Origin of the sequence: Prosthecobacter sp. (genome assembly GCF_044222565.1) — a bacterium.
Lineage (GTDB): Bacteria > Verrucomicrobiota > Verrucomicrobiia > Verrucomicrobiales > Verrucomicrobiaceae > Prosthecobacter.
In genome coordinates, this window is sequence record NZ_JBGANA010000016.1 from 112925 (window position 1) to 129801 (window position 16877).

Annotated in this window: 12 protein-coding genes; 4 read left to right on the forward strand and 8 right to left on the reverse strand. The window is 61.1% G+C overall.

All coding sequences use genetic code 11. The features are described from left to right. Nucleotides 1–58: 58 nt before the first annotated feature. The gene (locus ACILSR_RS21880; RefSeq protein WP_395751929.1) at nt 59–769 is read right to left on the reverse strand and encodes a PEP-CTERM sorting domain-containing protein; all 711 of its coding nucleotides are present in this window, start codon (nt 767–769) and stop codon (nt 59–61) included. A 349-nt stretch (nt 770–1118) separates the two neighbouring features. On the opposite strand from ACILSR_RS21880, the gene ACILSR_RS21885 reads away from it, so the two are divergent. Continuing rightward, nucleotides 1119–1778 (forward strand): hypothetical protein, encoded by a 660-nt coding sequence (locus ACILSR_RS21885; protein ID WP_395751930.1) that lies wholly within the window; start codon nt 1119–1121, stop codon nt 1776–1778. 15 nt (nt 1779–1793) lie between these two features. Here ACILSR_RS21885 and ACILSR_RS21890 read toward each other — a convergent pair whose 3' ends face one another. The 3 genes from ACILSR_RS21890 to ACILSR_RS21900 form a co-directional block, all read right to left on the reverse strand. Then, nucleotides 1794–2876 carry an SAM-dependent methyltransferase gene (locus ACILSR_RS21890; protein WP_395751931.1) on the reverse strand — a complete coding sequence of 361 codons (1083 nt, stop codon included), beginning with the start codon at nt 2874–2876 and terminating at the stop codon, nt 1794–1796. A gap of 101 nt (nt 2877–2977) precedes the next feature. Next, nucleotides 2978–3688, reverse strand: coding sequence for a hypothetical protein (locus tag ACILSR_RS21895; RefSeq protein WP_395751932.1), 711 nt, complete (start codon nt 3686–3688; stop codon nt 2978–2980). Nucleotides 3689–3797: 109 nt separating this feature from the next. Further along, nucleotides 3798–4097 (reverse strand): hypothetical protein, encoded by a 300-nt coding sequence (locus ACILSR_RS21900; RefSeq protein WP_395751933.1) that lies wholly within the window; start codon nt 4095–4097, stop codon nt 3798–3800. A gap of 221 nt (nt 4098–4318) precedes the next feature. Here ACILSR_RS21900 and ACILSR_RS21905 point away from each other — a divergent pair, with 221 nt between their 5' ends. The 3 genes from ACILSR_RS21905 to ACILSR_RS21915 all read left to right on the forward strand — a co-directional run bounded on the left by ACILSR_RS21905 (nt 4319) and on the right by ACILSR_RS21915 (nt 7125). Then, nucleotides 4319–5389 (forward strand): nucleoid-associated protein, encoded by a 1071-nt coding sequence (locus ACILSR_RS21905; protein ID WP_395751934.1) that lies wholly within the window; start codon nt 4319–4321, stop codon nt 5387–5389. 151 nt (nt 5390–5540) lie between these two features. Then, nucleotides 5541–5822, forward strand: a complete 282-nt coding sequence (locus ACILSR_RS21910; protein WP_395751935.1) for a translation initiation factor — start codon at nt 5541–5543, stop codon at nt 5820–5822. A 40-nt stretch (nt 5823–5862) separates the two neighbouring features. Next, complete coding sequence (locus tag ACILSR_RS21915) at nt 5863–7125, forward strand: hypothetical protein (RefSeq protein WP_395751936.1); 1263 nt, start codon at nt 5863–5865, stop codon at nt 7123–7125. A gap of 178 nt (nt 7126–7303) precedes the next feature. On the opposite strand, the gene ACILSR_RS21920 is transcribed toward ACILSR_RS21915, so the two are convergent. From ACILSR_RS21920 to ACILSR_RS21935, 4 genes are read right to left on the reverse strand one after another with little or no spacing between them, the layout of a single operon-like run. After that, complete coding sequence (locus tag ACILSR_RS21920; RefSeq protein WP_395751937.1) at nt 7304–7891, reverse strand: hypothetical protein; 588 nt, start codon at nt 7889–7891, stop codon at nt 7304–7306. A gap of 8 nt (nt 7892–7899) precedes the next feature. Next, nucleotides 7900–9465, reverse strand: coding sequence for a DUF1501 domain-containing protein (locus ACILSR_RS21925; RefSeq protein WP_395751938.1), 1566 nt, complete (start codon nt 9463–9465; stop codon nt 7900–7902). Nucleotides 9466–9471: 6 nt separating this feature from the next. Further along, nucleotides 9472–15696: a DUF1800 family protein gene (locus tag ACILSR_RS21930; RefSeq protein ID WP_395751939.1), complete on the reverse strand. Its 6225-nt coding sequence runs from the start codon at nt 15694–15696 to the stop codon at nt 9472–9474. After that, nucleotides 15623–16837 carry a hypothetical protein gene (locus ACILSR_RS21935; protein WP_395751940.1) on the reverse strand — a complete coding sequence of 405 codons (1215 nt, stop codon included), beginning with the start codon at nt 16835–16837 and terminating at the stop codon, nt 15623–15625. Before ACILSR_RS21935 ends, ACILSR_RS21930 begins: the two co-directional genes overlap by 74 nt. Between the last annotated feature and the right edge of the window lie 40 nt (nt 16838–16877).

Here is a 16877-nt window from a genome sequence, read left to right on the forward strand (position 1 = left end):
CTTTCAGGCGGCACGTCAGGCTCGTTGAACGTGATGCTTTTTCCCTCATGGGGTGGCTTCAGAACTGGGACATGCGGCTCAGGCGACGTGCGCGGCGGGTCAGGTGGGCGGCGGCGGCCGCCATCAGCAGCAGCACGGATCCAGGCTCCGGCACCACGGCGGTTTGCAGGCTGAAAACTCCGGGGGTGGCCGTGTAAGTGCCGGGTCCCTGGACATTGTTGGCCCCACCGATCACGGCCGTGCTGGCATCGCTCAGGTTCCAATTGTAGGATCCCAGGGTGTCGGCTGGGTCAGGGATGATCCATGGATCGCCGCTGTTTCCCAAGGTAGTGCCATCAGTCAGCAGCGCCCATTCACTGCTGGGCACGATGGATTTCGAATTGTAAGCCCACAGATAAACAACCTCGCCCTGCGTAAACACATCCACTGGATTGGCGTCCGGGGAATCCGAGGTGCCGTCCGTGTTGAACCCCACCGTGCCCACAAAAAACTGATCCGTTGAGTTCCAGCCATTGGAGTCGGGGTCAAACGCACGGTCAATCACGTGCCAGTTGGCCTGCCATTGATCGACGTTCTGGTAGGTCGGAGTGAAGGCCCCAAACGTGCCGATTTCGAAGGAGTAGGTGGGGTCAAGTGCGTTGCCGGAGCTGTCAAAAAGGTTGTCCTGGAACACGCTGCTCCAAAAGACCGTGCTGGCCTGGGCTCCTTGGGTCCATGCCAGCACAAAGGCGAGGCAGAGGAGTCTGCGTAGGTAGGAGGTCGTTTTCATGGGAGCGTGGGGTTTTAAGGCTTCGGGGGAGGAAAGGGGGCGGTGCGGATCAGGCTGCTTGGCTCGGAGGGCTTCGTGGAAAGGTGGGGGCAAAGTGAAGAAACTCCGCCTTATATATCACATATACTATAATTATAATAATAACAAATCCAGCAAACAAGCGTGAATTGAAGTTTATTTTGGAATTCCTGATTGTTTGATTTCGGCCCCCATTTGTGGGCTGCCTGGCCGGTCCTTCCCCCCAAATGGGGGGGCTCCCCCACTCAATTTCCTCCTCTCCGAGGCCCGCCTGGGTCCATTCACTGCAAAAAGATCATGGCGCAGTCGGCATCCACGGCTACAGGATCCGATGAAGTTGGAACAAGGGCAGATCTGGAAAAAGGGAGACGAGTACCTCCGCATCGTCGAATGGGCGCGCCTGTCCATTGAGTACAAGCAGATGAAAGACCCCGCGACCAAGCTGGGGACCCTGCACAAAGTGACGAAGAAGGAATTCTGCCGCCTCCTCAAGGGTGCGGTGCTGCTCAAACAGGAAGATCTGCCCGCTCCTCAGGGGCCCGCGGAACCCGAGGAAGATTTCTCCCCTGAGCTGGAAAGCGCGATCACCGAAAGCATTGCCGCCGACCTCCGGCTCATCCTTGCTGGCAGCAAGGATGGAGAGGCAGACGAAGTGCTGGAAGCTCAAGCACGGCTCAAAGCTGCTGTCTGCGCCGACGATCTCCCAGTGCTTCTGGACGCTCTGAAGTCGCCTGAGAACACTTTCTGGTCCCGCGAACTCATTGCTGAACTCGTGGCCAAAACCGGTGGCGTGGACTGCCTGGAAGATTTGCTCGACGCTCTTGAAGCAGGAGCTGCCCAGGGCCATGACAACGACGGCCTGCAGGGCTCCCTGATCGAACTGGCCAGGCGCGATCCGGAAGAATGCCGGAGCAAACTACTCGAACTCAAGACCGGTCAAAAATCAAAAAACCAGGAGTCCATCGAGTGGCTGCTGGACTTCGTCTCCTGACTGCACGGTACTCCCTCAGACAGTTTCAAAGAACAGCGTGAACTCATGCCGGTTGTAGGTCAGATGCGTCTGCGCAAAAAGTCGCAGACCCGCCCCCTTGCCCATCGAGACAATGAGCCGAAACAGTTCATTCGGTTCGTCCAGGGAATCAATGCGCGGCACTTTCAGTGTAAACACCACGAGGCCCCCCGGCCGTAGAAAACGCGAAAGCCGGATCACCTGCTCGATCGACTCCTCGGGCGGACCGTTCATGTCGCACAGCAGCGCATCATAAGTCGTGCCGGCCTTTGGCTGAAACACCGCCACATCCTCGAGGAAAAACTTCAGTCCCGGCCTGCCATCCAGGCGCGTGTCCAGCGGCGCACGATCAATCGCAGTCACGCGTTGCTTGCGCGCCAGCAGCTCTGACGTCATGCCTCCCGGGCAGGCCCCGAGCTCGATCCAGTGGCTTCCTTCTTTCATGGCCGGGCGGTACAGCAGCAGGTAGTGCAGCGCCTCGGCGATCTTGGCCCCCGCCCGGCTGATTGTGTCCGGTGCATCCTGGTCAATGTACTTGCTGCCTCCGGCGTACAGGCCGTTGGCGGCACGCGGACTCTGCATCCCGCAAAACAGGCCCTCTTTCCCCACCAGGCAGAACAGGGTCTCCTCCTTTGGGTCCTGCTCCTCCACCGTCGCAGCCTTCAGCTTCGGAAACAGCTGCAGCACCCGCCCGCGCAGGTTCGACGCCAGCCCTTTGTAGTACTTGTCTGGAGAAGTCGGCTGCAGTGTGCCGATGAAAAGGCCCTGCGGATTGCGCTCTCCAAACTTCTTCAGCAGCGTTTGCGCCGCTTTCTCGATGAAACCTTCCATCTTCTGCGCGTTGCACGGCCAGGTGTGGTCCATCGGAAGATTCCAGCGGACGAATTTCGCCGCCTCGGAGCCGCGAATCGCCGACGGAGTCGCCGTCTTGATCAAGTAGTAATCCTGCCCCAGCTTCGTGCTCGAAACCGCGCCCAGCTTTCTTAGAACCTCGTTCGCGATCCCGGCAAAAATCTCAGGGATGCGCACCAGCCAGGGCTGCACGGCAGGGGGGGAGTCATTCTTCTCGATCTCGCTCATTCGCACCTGCCCTCGCCCCGCATTGTCCCCTTCGCAAGCCCGGGAGTTGTGTCGGCACACTCTGGCGCCTTTCATCCGCATTTGAAGGCACCGATCTTCTTCTACTGGCTCAGGATTCCTTCTGCCATCGGCAGGGTTTCTCGCGTGGGCGTTGCGTTGTTCTTGACCGTTCGCGGCAGCAGTTGCTCCAGAAGGCGCTGCAGCCGTTCCGTTTCCTGGCCTTCATCCATCAGCATCGTCCAGTGCCGCTCACCGCCAAGCCGGCGGCAGCAGATCTGCAGCCGTGCGCCACGTGGACTGCGCCCATGGATCCGCACCTGATGCTCGATCGACCAGTTCAGGATTTGCGCCTTCGTCAGGCGGCCCAGGCCGGACACCTGCACCTGTCCATGCTCACAGCAGACGAAGCGAGGCGCCGCCTGCCAGATGAACACCGCCGCACGGAACATGAAGAGGGTGAACCAGCCTGCCAGAAGACCGCACACCCAGCGTTCGGGAGAGATGTGCTGGCCTCCACCGGCCTTCCATGCCAGCACCATTAAAACCAGGGTCGTCAGCACCCATGCCGCGATCCTGCATTTCCCGCGCATCCTCGCTGCCAGACGGTCATGGCGCGCCCTGTGAAGCCTTGCCGGCTCTTCGATGCGGATCCTGATGTCTTCAGCACACGAGGGATTCGCAGCGCGCTCCCTTCGTCTGCGTTCGCGCAGTGCTTGAAAGCGGCACTTCTCCGCCACCACCTGCCCGGCTCGGGAATTTCCGGACAGCAAAAAGCCTTCGTACAGACGGGCTGCTCTGAAGTGGCTGTTCATGTCCTCCTCCTGTCATCGAATTCCTTGCTTGATGGGGTCCATTTTCTCGATCAGTCAGCGCTGGGAGAAGCTCCCGGCACCGTGTGTTCCATGCCGCCCTGGAAGGCGTTCAGGACCAGCCTCTCGTTGCCAGGGAGAGCTCGCTGTCCATGGCATAGCAGGAAGCCTCCTCCGTCTCCCGTTCCCAGAAATCATCCAGCCGGTCTGCATCCACGGGTGTCATTGGGCGTCCTTCCGAGGCATAGGCCGCCAGCAGTTCTTTCTCGGCCGTGAGCCAGTGCTCAGGACGCAGGTGCAGGCAGCCTTCGTCCTTCCAGTGTTTAAACGCGAGCAGCGCTATCTCTTTGTCTGATGGTGGCGGGCACGGAGTGGCCGTGGCGCGGGGCATGGTTGTCGCGAGGGCATTCATGGCTTAATGGGAGGTCAAAGATGAAATGCTGAACCGGGTGCTAAACGGTGTTTTATTCCGGCCAGTCTGAACCTCTACGCATTTCGACGCAATAGGACGTGTCCTTCTCGTGGCATCAGGGAAACCCTGAACGACCTGTCAGGAAATTTAATTCCAGCTTCTGCTTTCAGGCCCCTTTAATCCTTGGCGAATCCCATTCCCTTTCTACTCTCCGCGCCCCCATGTCCGTCAAGCTCCGCCTCAACACCGCCACCGTCACCAAAGTCGTTCTTGCCAAAGTCGGCAACCCTCTGCGCGAGGAGCCCCTGCAAACCTCCCGCGAAGTCTTTCAGGTCGCCGAGGGAGATCAGGAAACCCTCACCTCTCTCTTTCTGAAACCCTTCAAGGCCTGCATCGCCCACCGTTTCACCCACCACGCCTCCCTAAAGCAGCACGAGGTCAACAACTGCGCCAAGGCCATCTTCGAGGACGAGGACAAGCTCCTCGCCAAAGGCGTCGAGATCGCCCAGCGCCTCTACGCCAAGTCCAATCATCCCAACATCAAGGCCGGCGATCTCTGCATCGCCATGCTCAAGGAAGTCCACATCGAAGGAGAGCTCGTGAGCGGCATCTGCATCCTGAAAAGCGACAGCGTCGTGCCCTTCCTCACCATCACCCCGCGTAATGGCGACCTCCAGCTCAGCACCGAGCACGGCATCAATCCCGACAAGATCGACAAAGGCTGCCTCATCCTGAACTACTGGGCCGAAAAAGGCTACTACGTCCTCACCTTTGACCGCAGCGGTGGAGACACCCGCTTCTGGGTCCGCGAATTCCTCGGCGTCGAAGCTGTGCCAGACGCCGCCTTCCTCACCAACGCCTACGCCAAGATGGCCGTCTCCTTCCTCGAAGAGCAGCAGCCTGCCGATGACGACACTCCCCCCTGGGAAACCGCCACCGCCGCCAAGGATGCCCTCGACTACTTCGAAGACCGCGAAAACTTCAACCTCGAAGAGTTCGGCCAGACCGTCCTCAAAAACCCCGAAGTCATCGCCAAGTTCGACGAACATCGCGCCCGCATCGAAGAAGAGCAGGGCCAGCCCCTCGAAACCAATTTCGAAATCTCCAAGAAAGACCTCACCAAAGCCAAAAAACGCATCGCTGCCGTCCTTAAGCTCGACACCGGCGTCGAGATCCACATCAAGCCCGGCAAAAGCGAAACTGACCCCCAGCTCGAACGCGGCTTCGACGACGACAAGGGCATGAAGTACGTGAAGGTGTACTACAACAAGGACCTCAGCGCCAGCAGCTGATTGACGCTCCGCGATCACGCAAAGCAGCACGGGCAATCCAGCTCGTGCAGGGCGCCCCGCCTGCGGGCAGCATTGCCTTGCCTCCACCCCGCTGTTCAAAGATGAAATGGCGAAGTGCTGTATTAGCCATTACAGAAATCGCACCCGTCCCATGCCTCCCGATCCCGACTCTCCCCAGCGCCTCTGGAAAATGGGGCGCGTCGTCCTCCAGCGTGAAACCGCCCACCGCGGAGGCAAGACCGTCATCGTCATCAAAGACTTCGCCACGCACCTGCCGATCTCTGTCATCGAGACCATCGCCAAACGCGTCCGCTCCGCCTGCGGCTGCGGCGGCACCGTGCGTGACAAGCGCATCGAAATCCAGGGCGATCAGGCCGCCAAAGTCCGCGCCGTCCTGGAAGCCGAAGGCTTTGAAGTGCGCGGCGTGAAGTAGCGCATTGCATTTGTTTGCTGTTGCGGATTATCCTACGCAAATGCTTCGCTGTTTTGTCCTGCTCTTCTGTATCCTGCTCGGTTCCTTGCGCGCAGATCCCGTGATCCCCGGCAACGTGCTGGACCCCAAGACAGCACCGGAAGCCTGGAACGTCATCCGCCTTGCCACCACCAACGTCGAGCGCCTTCTGCAAGAAGGCCGACTTGCGGAGATCGCCGTGCAAATCGCCTACTGCAGCCCGGCTCTGCGCGTGCTGCCGCAGGTTTCCGGCAGCGCTGAAAACCTGCAAAAAGTGGGTCCGCTCTCCGAGCGCGCACTGATGCTGGTCAACACCCTGGCCAAGGCCGCCAAGGACAACAACCCCGGTGGGGCCGAGGCTGTGTACGAAAACCTGCATCAGACCCTCGATGCCATCGCGCAGCACTTCGATCCCAAGGTCGTGAAGGCAGACATCTTCTTCTGCCCCATGCACCCCAACTTCATCGCCGGTGCCGCCACCACTCCCTGCGACAAATGCGGCATGCACCTCCTCACGCGCCGCATTCCCTACAGCTTCATCTACATGAAGCCCGGCGAGCCCACCTTCCGCCTCACCGCCCAGGCCAGCGCGCCAGTCGAAGCGGGAAAAAAGCTGGAGGTGAAAGTAAGGCTCAAAAAAGCGGATGACTCGCCTGTACTCTACGAAGACCTGCTGGTCATGCACACGCAGCCCATTCACCTTCTCATCGAAGATCCTTCACTCAGTGACTATCACCACGAGCATCCGGTGGAAACAGACGTCCCCGGCGAGTACACCTTTTCATTCACCCCTCAGCGCACCGCCCCCTATCGCATCTGGGCAGACCTTGTGCCTTCCGCCACCGGCGTGCAGGAGCTGCCCTTCACCGATCTGCCCTCGTCCGGTGCCGCGGGGTCCGTCACCGACAAGGGAACCAAGTTCACGTCACAGGTGGATGGGTTCAGCTTTGTACTCACACTCGGGGCTGGCAACGGCGAGCCGCTGAAGGCGAATCAAGCCCGCCGCATGGACATCATGGTCACCGATGCGGAAGGCAAACCCGTCACGCACCTGGAACCCGTGATGAACGCCTTCGCTCATCTCGTCGGTTTTTACGATGACTACCGCACCGTCGTTCATCTCCATCCCACCGGGGGCGATGTGGTCGACCTCGCAGCCCGCGGCGGCCCCGGCCTCAGCTTCATGTTCTTCCCTCCACGTGCCGGCTTCATCCGCCTCTACTGCCAGGTCAGCGTGAACGGCCGAATGCTCTTCGCCCCCTTCAATGTCAACGTGGCTCCGTAGCTGCCCGCTGGTGAATGCCTGAAATCATGGTATTTCATGGTCAATCATGCTGCGATGACACATGGTAAACGTCCTCTCTCCACCGTGGGCAGGGAAAGCCCCCAGTTCACTCTTTGGGGAGAAGCGGGGTGAAGAGCGCCCCGGCGATGGATTTCTGCCACTCCTTGCCCCGGCACTCCTACTTCACCACCACATCATCCGACGTCCACATTTTTTTGTCCGGCCCTGCGGAATGGATCTCCATGACTGTGGCTGACATCTGATGAAAAAAGTACGGCGTGCCCCAGCGGTCCATCAATTCTCCCTTCTCATTCAATCCTTCTCCGCCTGCGGGCCCCAGCCGCGCGTGCTTGGGATTTCCTCCCATCAGCGCCGCCATGATCTCAGCGTTCGTGCCCACGGGATTCTCGCGCATGAGCGTGCGGTAGTCCCGCAGCATCAGCCCCACTTGCTCCAGTTCTTCCGCGTACTGTTTGCGTACGTCCAGCGCCATGGGGGAGATCGGCGGCGGATAAGATTTCTTCTCTGCCTCCGCCGCAGGCTTTGCTTCGACCACGGGCGCGACAGGGGCAGGCACTGGCGCCAGCGCCGTAGGCAGGGCAGGGGAGGGCGGCTGCGCAGGCGCACTCTGAACAGCGGGCTTGCGTGCTGGAGGGGACGGACGCGCGGCAACAGCCGGCAGCGGCCTGGAGGAGGACATCCTCCATCCGGCAGCCAGCGCGCCTGCCACCAGCAGGCCGAGCAGAAGCATGGGACGCGTTTGCATGACGGCTGTCAGGTCAGGTTCATGTAACCCAGATCAGAGGTCGGGAAGCGCCCGATATTTGGGAATATGTTGGAGATCTCAGACGGATCCACGCCGAACCATTTCGCCAGCGTCGCGGAATGCTGGTCAACGGAGATGGTGGGAATCCATCGCCCGAGCCCCGTGTCGTTCGGACCATTGATGGCAAAGACGGGCAGGTGGCCGTAAGTCAGCCCCCCGTTTACCGCGCCGCCCATCACCAGGTGGTGGCTGCCCCAGCCATGATCGCTGCCCTGGCTGTTTGTTGGCAGAGTGCGGGAGAAATCACTCGTCGTAAATGAGGTGACGCTGTTGCCCACGCCGAGCTGCTCCATCGCACGCTGGAACGCAAACATGCAAAGGCTCACATCCGCCAGCAGCTTGTAGTGTGCGCCGTTGGCATTGGTAGGCTGGTCCGTGCCATTCACGAGCACCTGCGAAGTGTGCGTGTCATACCCGCCCACGGAACAGAAGAAAATCTGCCGGTTCATGTTGAACGCGCCCGCTCCGCGCGCCTGGATCAACCGCGCGACCATCTTCAGCTGCGTGCCCAGCGTGGTGTTGGGAAATCCTCCCAGCCCGTTGGGTTGTGCCGCTGCTGAATAAATGCCCGTCAGCCCCGTGTTCCATCGCCACGGCGCACTGCTGTTCTGCGAGGTGTAGGTGGCGGGAGAGTCCGTGGGGTCCAGCGAGCTGGCAATGTTTGTGTTCAGCGCGTCTCCCACCGCGATCGCATTGCTGCTCACGCCTGCATAGGCTTTGCGTTGGAGGTTGGTGTGCGAGACTCCGAGGATGTTTTTCAGCGCGCGCGCACGTGCGCTGGTTCCCGACATGAGGCTGCCGCTCAGGACGATCGCGCCACTGGTGGCCACCTGATACTGGCTGATCAAATTCCCCACTTCAAACGTGTTCGCTCCGCTCAGGGACACAGACATCGAAATCGAACCCGAAGGATTTGCCACCGAGTTCAGCAGATCTGCCACCCGCCCGCCCCATCCCGTCGTGGGCGGCTGGTCGGGAATGGAAGTCTGCCATTGCGTCACCTGGTCGCTGTGGGAAAAAAGCTGCGGCGGCCGGTACGCGGCCAGTCCTGAGACATAGTCCGCGCGCGTGGTGGGCCGCACCAGAGTGCCTACGTTGAAGAGCACTCCGAGTTTCTTCTCGCCAAACAACGTCTGCAGATGCGGGCACCCGGGGTGAAAGCCATACGTGTGCCCGTCGGCGTCCGTAAAGGCGGCGTCCGTGGTGTTCGGCCCCTGGCGCAGAGGCAGCAGCGAGGACTGCGGCAGCGCCAGGTTTCCACGAATGGCCGTGTAATCCGCAAACGTGGTGTTGTCCGTCGGCACGATCCAGTTGTTCGAATCATTGCCTCCGCTCAGGAAGATGCACACCAGCGCCTTGTAGCCGGACAGCGGCCCCTGCGCGGCCATTGCCGTGTTGATCAGGCGCAGATCGCGGATCGTATGGCTGGCCACGGCGGCGCTGCCGCCCAGCACGGCGCTTCGGTGCAGAAATCCGCGCCGGGTCAGGATGTTGGGAGCTTGGAAGGGCTTCATGTCGGGTTATCTCTGGATGGTGTAGTCCGGGCTGGTCAGGATCAGGTGCAAAATGTTGCGCAGCCGGTCGCGGATGTTCGTCGTCGATGGCGATGAGTTCGTGTAGGGAATGATTCCCGCATTGGAGCTCGTCAGCACCAGGTTCGTCGTGTTGTTGCAGGTGATCGGCACGGTGAAGGTGGTGGTGCTGCCCCCCGGTACTGTGATCGTAAAGGTGGCGTTGATCGAGCTGCTGAAGTTGCCGCCCGTCACTCCCGTGATCGTCACCGAATCCCCCGTCTGCAGCCCATGCGCGCCTGGCATCGTGATCGTGCACGGATTCCCCGTGCTGATGCCGGCGATCTGCCCCCCCAGCATGTTCATGATCGCCGTTTTAGCACCGGCGGGCAGCTGTCCTGCCAGCAGCAGTGTGTTAAAGCGGTCGATCAGGGTGCTCACGTTCGAGTTGCTCGTCCACACCTCGGTTTGCACCGGCCCTGCCCCCAGCCCTTTGTCCGTGGCATTGCCCATCCATCCGCTCAGATCCAGCACCAGCGAGTTCGTGCCCGTTTTGAAGCTGCTGATTCCCGTCGTGTTGGAGGGATTGAAAATGCCGTTGTACAGGAAGTTCGCCTGGTAGACCGTGCTCGTTTCCGCCGTCAGCTGGAACTCCGGCGTCGTGATGCCCTGGGAGGCCAGCGTGCCGGAGAACTTGAACCCCGGCAGGAAGTAGTTGAACACCGTCGGCGAATACAGCGGCGTCTGCACCAGTTCCAGGTCCGTGTTGTCCATCGTGAAGGTGGAGGCCACGCTCTTAATCGTTCCGTTGCGCACCAGCGGCTGGGACTTCTGCGGGAAGACCACCACCTGGTCGTCACTGTTGATCGCCGCATTCGCCGCGCTCCGCGCCGTTACCTTAAAGGTGGTCGGATCCGGCACGCTCACGATCGTGTACACGAGGTCATTCTCCGTCGAAGTTTCGTTGAACGATGTGGTGTCGCGCGAATTCGTAAAGTTCAGGAAGACAGAGTCTCCCACCGACAGTCCGTGATTCGCCATCCCACCATAGACCGTGGTGCCTCCGTTCGAGGTGTCGATCGTGATCGTTCCTCCCGCTCCCGTGCACGAGTAAGACCCCGCAAATCGCGCGATCATCACATTCCCGCTGCGCGCCGTGGTGTCTGGCGCAGTGAGTGTGAAGGTGCTTCCAGACACATTGCCCACGCCGCTCGGCGTATCGAAAGCGGTGGAGGTCACCACTGTCAGCACCTGGGTGTCCAGGGAGGCGTTTCCATTCGCCGAGCCACTGGTGAAGTCAAACCACGCCTTCCCGCCCGCAGGCAGCCAGTGGCCGTTCATGGTGACTGTGATCGTGCCGGAGCCTGAGACCTGGCTGTACGTGCCCGTCATCCATCCAGGAGAGTTGATGTTGTATTGCGTCGTGCTGCCGATGCTCGCCACCGAATACGTGCCATCGGCCGGAGGCGTGTTGCCGGAGGTGTCGGTAAAGCTCAGCTGCGTGTTGTTCCCTGACTGCAGCAGATGCGCCGCGCTCGTGGCGATGGTGATGGCGTTGGTCCCATTCTGCGTGTATGTGCCCGTCAGATCCGCGGGGCGGAACGCACGTGCTGCCGCCGTGATGCGCATCAGAGGCTCCCGTTGCTTGCCAAAGGCCGGAATGCCGACGAGGTCCGGGCTGCGTGCCTCATAGTCCAGCAGGATCGCCTTGATCACCGCCTTCATGTCCCCCCGCACACCGGAGCCGTTGTCATTGAACTTCTGCACCACGCGGTACAGGTAGTCACGCGAAGGGTTGCTCGTCACCAGCCGCTGAATCAGCTGGCGGCAGATGAAGGGCCCCACGTTGGGGTGGTTGAAAAGCATGTCATGCACCGCATTGAACTCCTGTGCCGGCAGTGCGCGGTACGCGGCGTCCTGGTAATGCGTCGGGTTGTGCGTTGCATAGGGATCCAGCGGCTGGCCGCCTACCGTGCTCAGGCCCGGCAGCACTTGATTGTTCAGCACGCGCTTCGTTCCCATGAAGTGGCGTGCCGGAGTCTCGCGCATTGGGCGCATCCAGTTCGTGGCAGAGGAGAACGAGGTGTGCATGTCGCCGTCGTAGCCGTAGTCCCAGCCCGTGAAGGTATGCGCCAGCCCCACCACCTCGCGCTGCGAGTAAGTGTCGATCGGCGCGTCCTGGGAGCTCAGCATCAGCGTGCCGTCCGGCCACATGCGGTACAGTCCTATGGAGAAGAGCTGCTTGATCTCTCGCGCGTAGTTTTCGTTCGCCGTGCGTCCCACCGTCAGGTCTGGCTTGTCATTGCGCAGCATGTCCAGGTACCGCCCCATACCCGGCGTCAGCGTGGTACCGGCCAGAATGTCGCGGAAGTTCCCAAACGCATTGCTCAGGAGTGTATCGTAGAAATGGGAGATCGCCTGCGAGTTGTCCTCCAGCGGCCCCTGTCCGGACACCACATGGATTTCGCTCAGCGCAAAAGCGATGCGCTGGCGCAGCTGGTCCGCGCCGGTGATCGAGTTCTTCCACCACGTGTTCGAGCTCAGCTTCGTGTCGAACGAGCCAAACACATCCGCCAGCTCGTGGGAAAGCACCTCGGGCAGATGTTGAGTGGCCGGCTTGGTGAACTGGTCGTCGATCCATGCCTCATAGCTCGCCATTCCTTTCAAAGCCGAGATGTCGCCCAGACTCGGGCCAAACGTGGCCTGTGTGAGGAAGCGCACCGCCCCGTTGTCTGTCGTGTGGTCATCCGCAAACGTGGGCGGCGCCGGCGGAGCCGAGAAGGTGCGCGTGCCATTTGCCAGGGTGAAGTTGCCGCGGATTTCTCCGTTGGGATAGGCCGCCGTGTGCAGATTGATGTAGGCCTTCCCTTCCTTGATGATTTCGATGATGTCAGCCTTCGTCAGCGTGCCCACTGGCAGGATCGTCCACTTCCAGCGCCCGTCCGGCTGCAGGCCGTCACCTGCCGTGACTGGCGTGTCGATGTCGAAAACGATGATCGAAGGGTGTGTCAAATACGGGTCCACATGGATGTGCTCGGAGGTGATCGGTCCGGTCAGCCCGCTATAGGTTCGCGTCAGGTATGCGGTGTTCTCATCCTCGCTCACCCTTAGCGTGGCATTGCCCACACCGGTTGTCGTTGCACCATTCTGAGACAGCATCGTGGCCACATACAGCTGCCCCGGCGTGGAGCCCGCGGCTGGTGCCACGTAAGGATTCAGCACATAGCCCGGGATCACCTCGCTCGGCGCTGTGGCCGCCTCTCCCGGCTTGCTCCAGCCCACGGCCAGATTGTCCGTGCTTCCCGTTCCCGCCTTGTGCAGCACTTCAAAGTAATACCTCTGCCCCTGCTCCAGCGCCAGCCAGGGAGACTGCTGCCCGGCTTCATTGGTCCAGTTCCTCGGCGTGCTGCTGCCCGTGCTGACCGCCGCACGGCGGAAAATGTTCACCGGTTCGTCATCGTTCGAGATCCACAGCTCCGCGCTGTTGTTCGCGGCGATCCAGAAGTAGTAGTTTCCGCTCACCGGTGCGGTGATGTAGCCGCGAATGCGCGCGCCATAGTCAGAGCCGGAATTCGTCGGTCCTTCCAGCGTCGTCAGGTCTCCCGTGCCGCTGCTGGGAGAGGTGAGGGGAATGCTTGCCACGCTGTTGCCGCTCACGCTGTCCCAGTGCTCGCGCGGCACCGTGCCTGCATTCTGGTCCACGTGCAAGTTCAGCACCGAGGTGCCCGTTCCCGCGCCGTTTGTGGTGGTGATGATCACCTGGTAGTCTCCTGCCGATCCCGCCGGGGGCGTCCCGCTCAGCACCCCGTTGCTATACGTCAGCCACGCTGGATTCCCGCTCACACTGATGTTTGCCCCGTTGCTGCCGCCGATCTGGTACGAGAAGCTTCCCCCCGTCAGCGCAGTCGCGGACGTATCGCTGATGTGCGCCGGCGGCGCCTGCGGCACGCTTGAAGGATAAAGGCGCTCCGCCGGAATGATCTGCTTCGTCTGGCTCTCGCTGTACCACGAAAGGAAGCACCGCGCCGCCGCGCTGCTCTCCATGTAGTCCAGCTGAATATCATACCGCACTCCCCCGATCATCGGCATTCTCACATAGCGTTCGTTGCCCATCGAGGACCAGTCCTTCAGCGGCTTGTTCACGATGTCCACGCTCATGTTCCCGACGCTCCCGTTTGCGTATTTCCCGGTGCCCATGTTGAAGGCAAAGCCCGAGGTCTGAGCCAGCGGGATGGGACCGCCCGGCTGGGCGCGGATGTTGATGGTGCCCGTCCCTGTGGAGAAGGCCCCCGCTCCGAAGCTCACCGTAAATGTCGTGCCGCTCGTCGCGGTCACAGTATAAGGCGTCGAAAAGAGTCCGTTGAGATTGCCGGAGGTAGGCATCAGTTCCACGCTCGAGTTCACCGGAAAGCTCCCTGCCGCCACGCCCGTCAGGTTCGTGTAATCAATCACCGCCAGTCCGGTGCCGTTGTTGTAGCTGTAGGAGCTGCCCGTCGCATACAGCTTTGTGATCGCTGCATTGCGCGTGTCCGCCACCGTGATGTTGCCCGTCCCGCTCACATACACGCCTGTCCCAAAATTCACCGTGAAGGTGTTTCCTGACACCTCAGTGATCGGATAGGCCACCGTGCTCAGAGCGCTCAGGCTGCCGCTGGTGGGGTCCAGCTCGATGTACTCTCCCACTGCAAAGCTCCCCGCCACGACTGTACCGCCCGGCTGTCCAACAACGAGGTTCGCGTAATCGATCACCGCCAGCCCGGTGCTGCCATCATAGGTGTACGTCGGAACTGTGGCAGGCGCGTGTGAGAGGTTTCCGGACGTGGGATCCAGCCGCACCGTCTCGCCGATCAAAAAGCTTCCAAACGCCGCGGCCAGTGCCGAGTAGTTGAACACCACCTCTCCCGTGCCCGCATTGTAGAGGTAGTTGCTCGTGCCGCCCACGCTCGTGGACGGCGCCGGCATCAGCGTTTGCAACTGCCCGTTGATCCTCAATGTGCAGCCGTCATCCGACTGCACCACGAACGTGTAGTCCTCGCTGAACTGCGGCTGCACCTGCCCGGTCCAGCGCGCCGAAAAAGTATCCGGCTGGATCTTGGCCGCATCCGGAGTTCCCGTGTACCAGATGCCATTGTTTCCGCTCGTCACTGCGGAGTCCACCCCAACGCGGCCCGGTGAACCGCTGAAGCTCGTGTTGGCGTAGCAGAGATTGTACAATCCGGTCGTGGTGCTGCTGCTGTTGCCCAGGATAAAGCCGTTGCCTGTGAGTGTTCCCGTGGCCGGCAGCGCCGCCGTGATCGTCGTGTTCGCCTGCGTGGTCACACTGGTGCCCGTGGTGATCGAAAGCAGCCCTGGGGCGATCGCCGTGATGAGTTCGCCTGCAGGCAGTCCCGTGCCGGTCACCGCCATGCCCGTGCTCAGCCCGTTGATCGATGGCACAGTCACCGTCGGGCTGCCTGCGGTCGTCGCCGCGCTTGCGATGGGGATGGTAAATCCGCTCACCGGCACCGTAAATGCAGTCGTCCCGTTCACAGCGGAAATGGTGTACGTGCCGTTGTAAGTGTTGGTGACGCCCGGCGTGAACATCGCTCCCGTGGAAAACGCCAGCTGCACCGTGTTGCCCACGCTGTAGCTGTGCCCGCCTGTCGGCGTCACCACCAGGTTGCCACCCGAATAGCTGTACGACATCGCCTGCGTATGCGTGAACACGTTTGCCTGCGGGATGTTCGCATAGCTCGTGGTGCCCGGCACCAGCCATTGCAGCCGGCAGCGCGCATCTCCCGTCGTTTCCACCTGGTGTACCACCAGATGGTAGCGCTGCGCCGGGCTCGCCGGAATTGCGAGCGTGATTGCTGCGCTCTGCTTGAAAGTCCCCACAGCATCCGAACCCGGCGTGGTCCAGTTGTGCTGCACGATCTGCGTCAGCCCTGAGCCTGTATCAAGCAGCACCTCCGCCTTGTCATCGGCATCCAGCTGAAAGGTGTAGTTGCCTGCCACGGTCGGGTGCAGATAGCAATCCCAGGTCGATGAGTAGTTGTCCGGCGAATTCATCGGCGAGATCGTGACGCCGTTCGGCGTCCCATACTGCCAGTCAAAGTTCACCGTCGAGTCGATGCGCTCCACGATTCCCGGGTGCGGGAAGGACTGGATGTTGAAGCTGCAGCTACCGTTGGTGGAGGTCGTCCCCCCGAACGAAGTAGCCGAGGAAAGAGACACCGAGAAGGTGGAAGCGGTCACTGCCGTCACCGAGTAGATCAGCAATCGTGCCGCCTGTGTAGGTCACCACGGCCGTTCCCGTGGTTGTAGGGCTTGCAGACCGCGTGAAAGCATACATCCCCACCTGTCCGAAGTTCGCCGCATCCACATACGTGGAGCTGGCCGTGTCATAATAGCGCGCCGTCAGGCCCGTGCCCGTCGCAGCGGTGGAGGAGTTGATGATCACCGTCGCAGCTTTCTGCGCCCCCAGTGTGTAGGCATTTCCGGTGTCCGCCGCCAGCGTTGCCGTCACCGAGCGCCCGCCTTTCACCGCGCTTTGGATTTTCGGGTTCACAAAAATATCCGCCGTCGCAGATCGCCCCGCCGGAAACGTCACCGTTCCCGCCAGCGGAGTGTAGTCTGTGTTCGGCTGCGCCGTCCCCCCCACGCTGTAGCTCAGTGTCAGCGGAAACAGCGTCTGCGTCCGCGTCACCGTCAGCCTGCCCGCAGTGGGGCCGTCCTCGGAGGCAAATGCCTCCGGCGCATTGATGGACACCACATTCGTCAGCGCCACCTGCTGGCTTACATACGTGTAGTCATCCGTGCCCGCAACCGTCTGCGCCTGGTTCGGACTCAGCGCCACCGCTCCCTCCAGCCAGTCGCCCAGCCCGTCCGAGTCCGTGTCAAAATCCGTCACCACGATCCGGTAAAACGAATTCGCCAGATACGGCGCGCTCAGCGTCATCACCGTCCCGTCGCCCAGCGTCTGCACCGGCGTCGCATGCAGCGCCCAGGTGGTCGAAGCACTCATCGCAGTCGCATACTGCACCTGGTACAGCTTCCCCAGCTCCGTTGGAAACTGCATGTCGACCGAGGCACCATTCTTCACGATGTTCTTCACCCGGATCGTCTTTTGTGAGTCAAACGGGTTCGTCCCTGCCGTGATCTCGTCCGAATTCTTCAGCCCGTCCCCGTCGCTGTCCTTCGACATCCACGTCGCATCGATCATTTGCGCATCCGTGACTCCATATTTCAGCTTCCAAGTCGAGCGGGTGAGGCTCGAGTCGATCGCGTTGCCGGCTCCCGTGCCGGCCAGCCAGCAGGCGCAGAGCAGCAGCCACAGGGCTGGGCATGAGGGCAGGGCAAAACTGCGGAACAGCGGGTGACAGCTGCGGTTCTTCATAAACGGTTGGAATTGAGCGCCGCAATTTTGCGGCACTTAA

What these genes read in the sequence shown, in the direction of transcription:
- ACILSR_RS21880 (WP_395751929.1), bottom strand. Translation starts at nt 769, where the DNA reads ATGAAAACGACCTCCTACCTACGCAGACTCCTCTGCCTCGCCTTTGTG.
- ACILSR_RS21885 (WP_395751930.1), top strand. Translation starts at nt 1,119, where the DNA reads ATGAAGTTGGAACAAGGGCAGATCTGGAAAAAGGGAGACGAGTACCTC.
- ACILSR_RS21890 (WP_395751931.1), bottom strand. Translation starts at nt 2,876, where the DNA reads ATGAGCGAGATCGAGAAGAATGACTCCCCCCCTGCCGTGCAGCCCTGG.
- ACILSR_RS21895 (WP_395751932.1), bottom strand. Translation starts at nt 3,688, where the DNA reads ATGAACAGCCACTTCAGAGCAGCCCGTCTGTACGAAGGCTTTTTGCTG.
- ACILSR_RS21900 (WP_395751933.1), bottom strand. Translation starts at nt 4,097, where the DNA reads ATGAATGCCCTCGCGACAACCATGCCCCGCGCCACGGCCACTCCGTGC.
- ACILSR_RS21905 (WP_395751934.1), top strand. Translation starts at nt 4,319, where the DNA reads ATGTCCGTCAAGCTCCGCCTCAACACCGCCACCGTCACCAAAGTCGTT.
- ACILSR_RS21910 (WP_395751935.1), top strand. Translation starts at nt 5,541, where the DNA reads ATGCCTCCCGATCCCGACTCTCCCCAGCGCCTCTGGAAAATGGGGCGC.
- ACILSR_RS21915 (WP_395751936.1), top strand. Translation starts at nt 5,863, where the DNA reads ATGCTTCGCTGTTTTGTCCTGCTCTTCTGTATCCTGCTCGGTTCCTTG.
- ACILSR_RS21920 (WP_395751937.1), bottom strand. Translation starts at nt 7,891, where the DNA reads ATGCAAACGCGTCCCATGCTTCTGCTCGGCCTGCTGGTGGCAGGCGCG.
- ACILSR_RS21925 (WP_395751938.1), bottom strand. Translation starts at nt 9,465, where the DNA reads ATGAAGCCCTTCCAAGCTCCCAACATCCTGACCCGGCGCGGATTTCTG.
- ACILSR_RS21935 (WP_395751940.1), bottom strand. Translation starts at nt 16,837, where the DNA reads ATGAAGAACCGCAGCTGTCACCCGCTGTTCCGCAGTTTTGCCCTGCCC.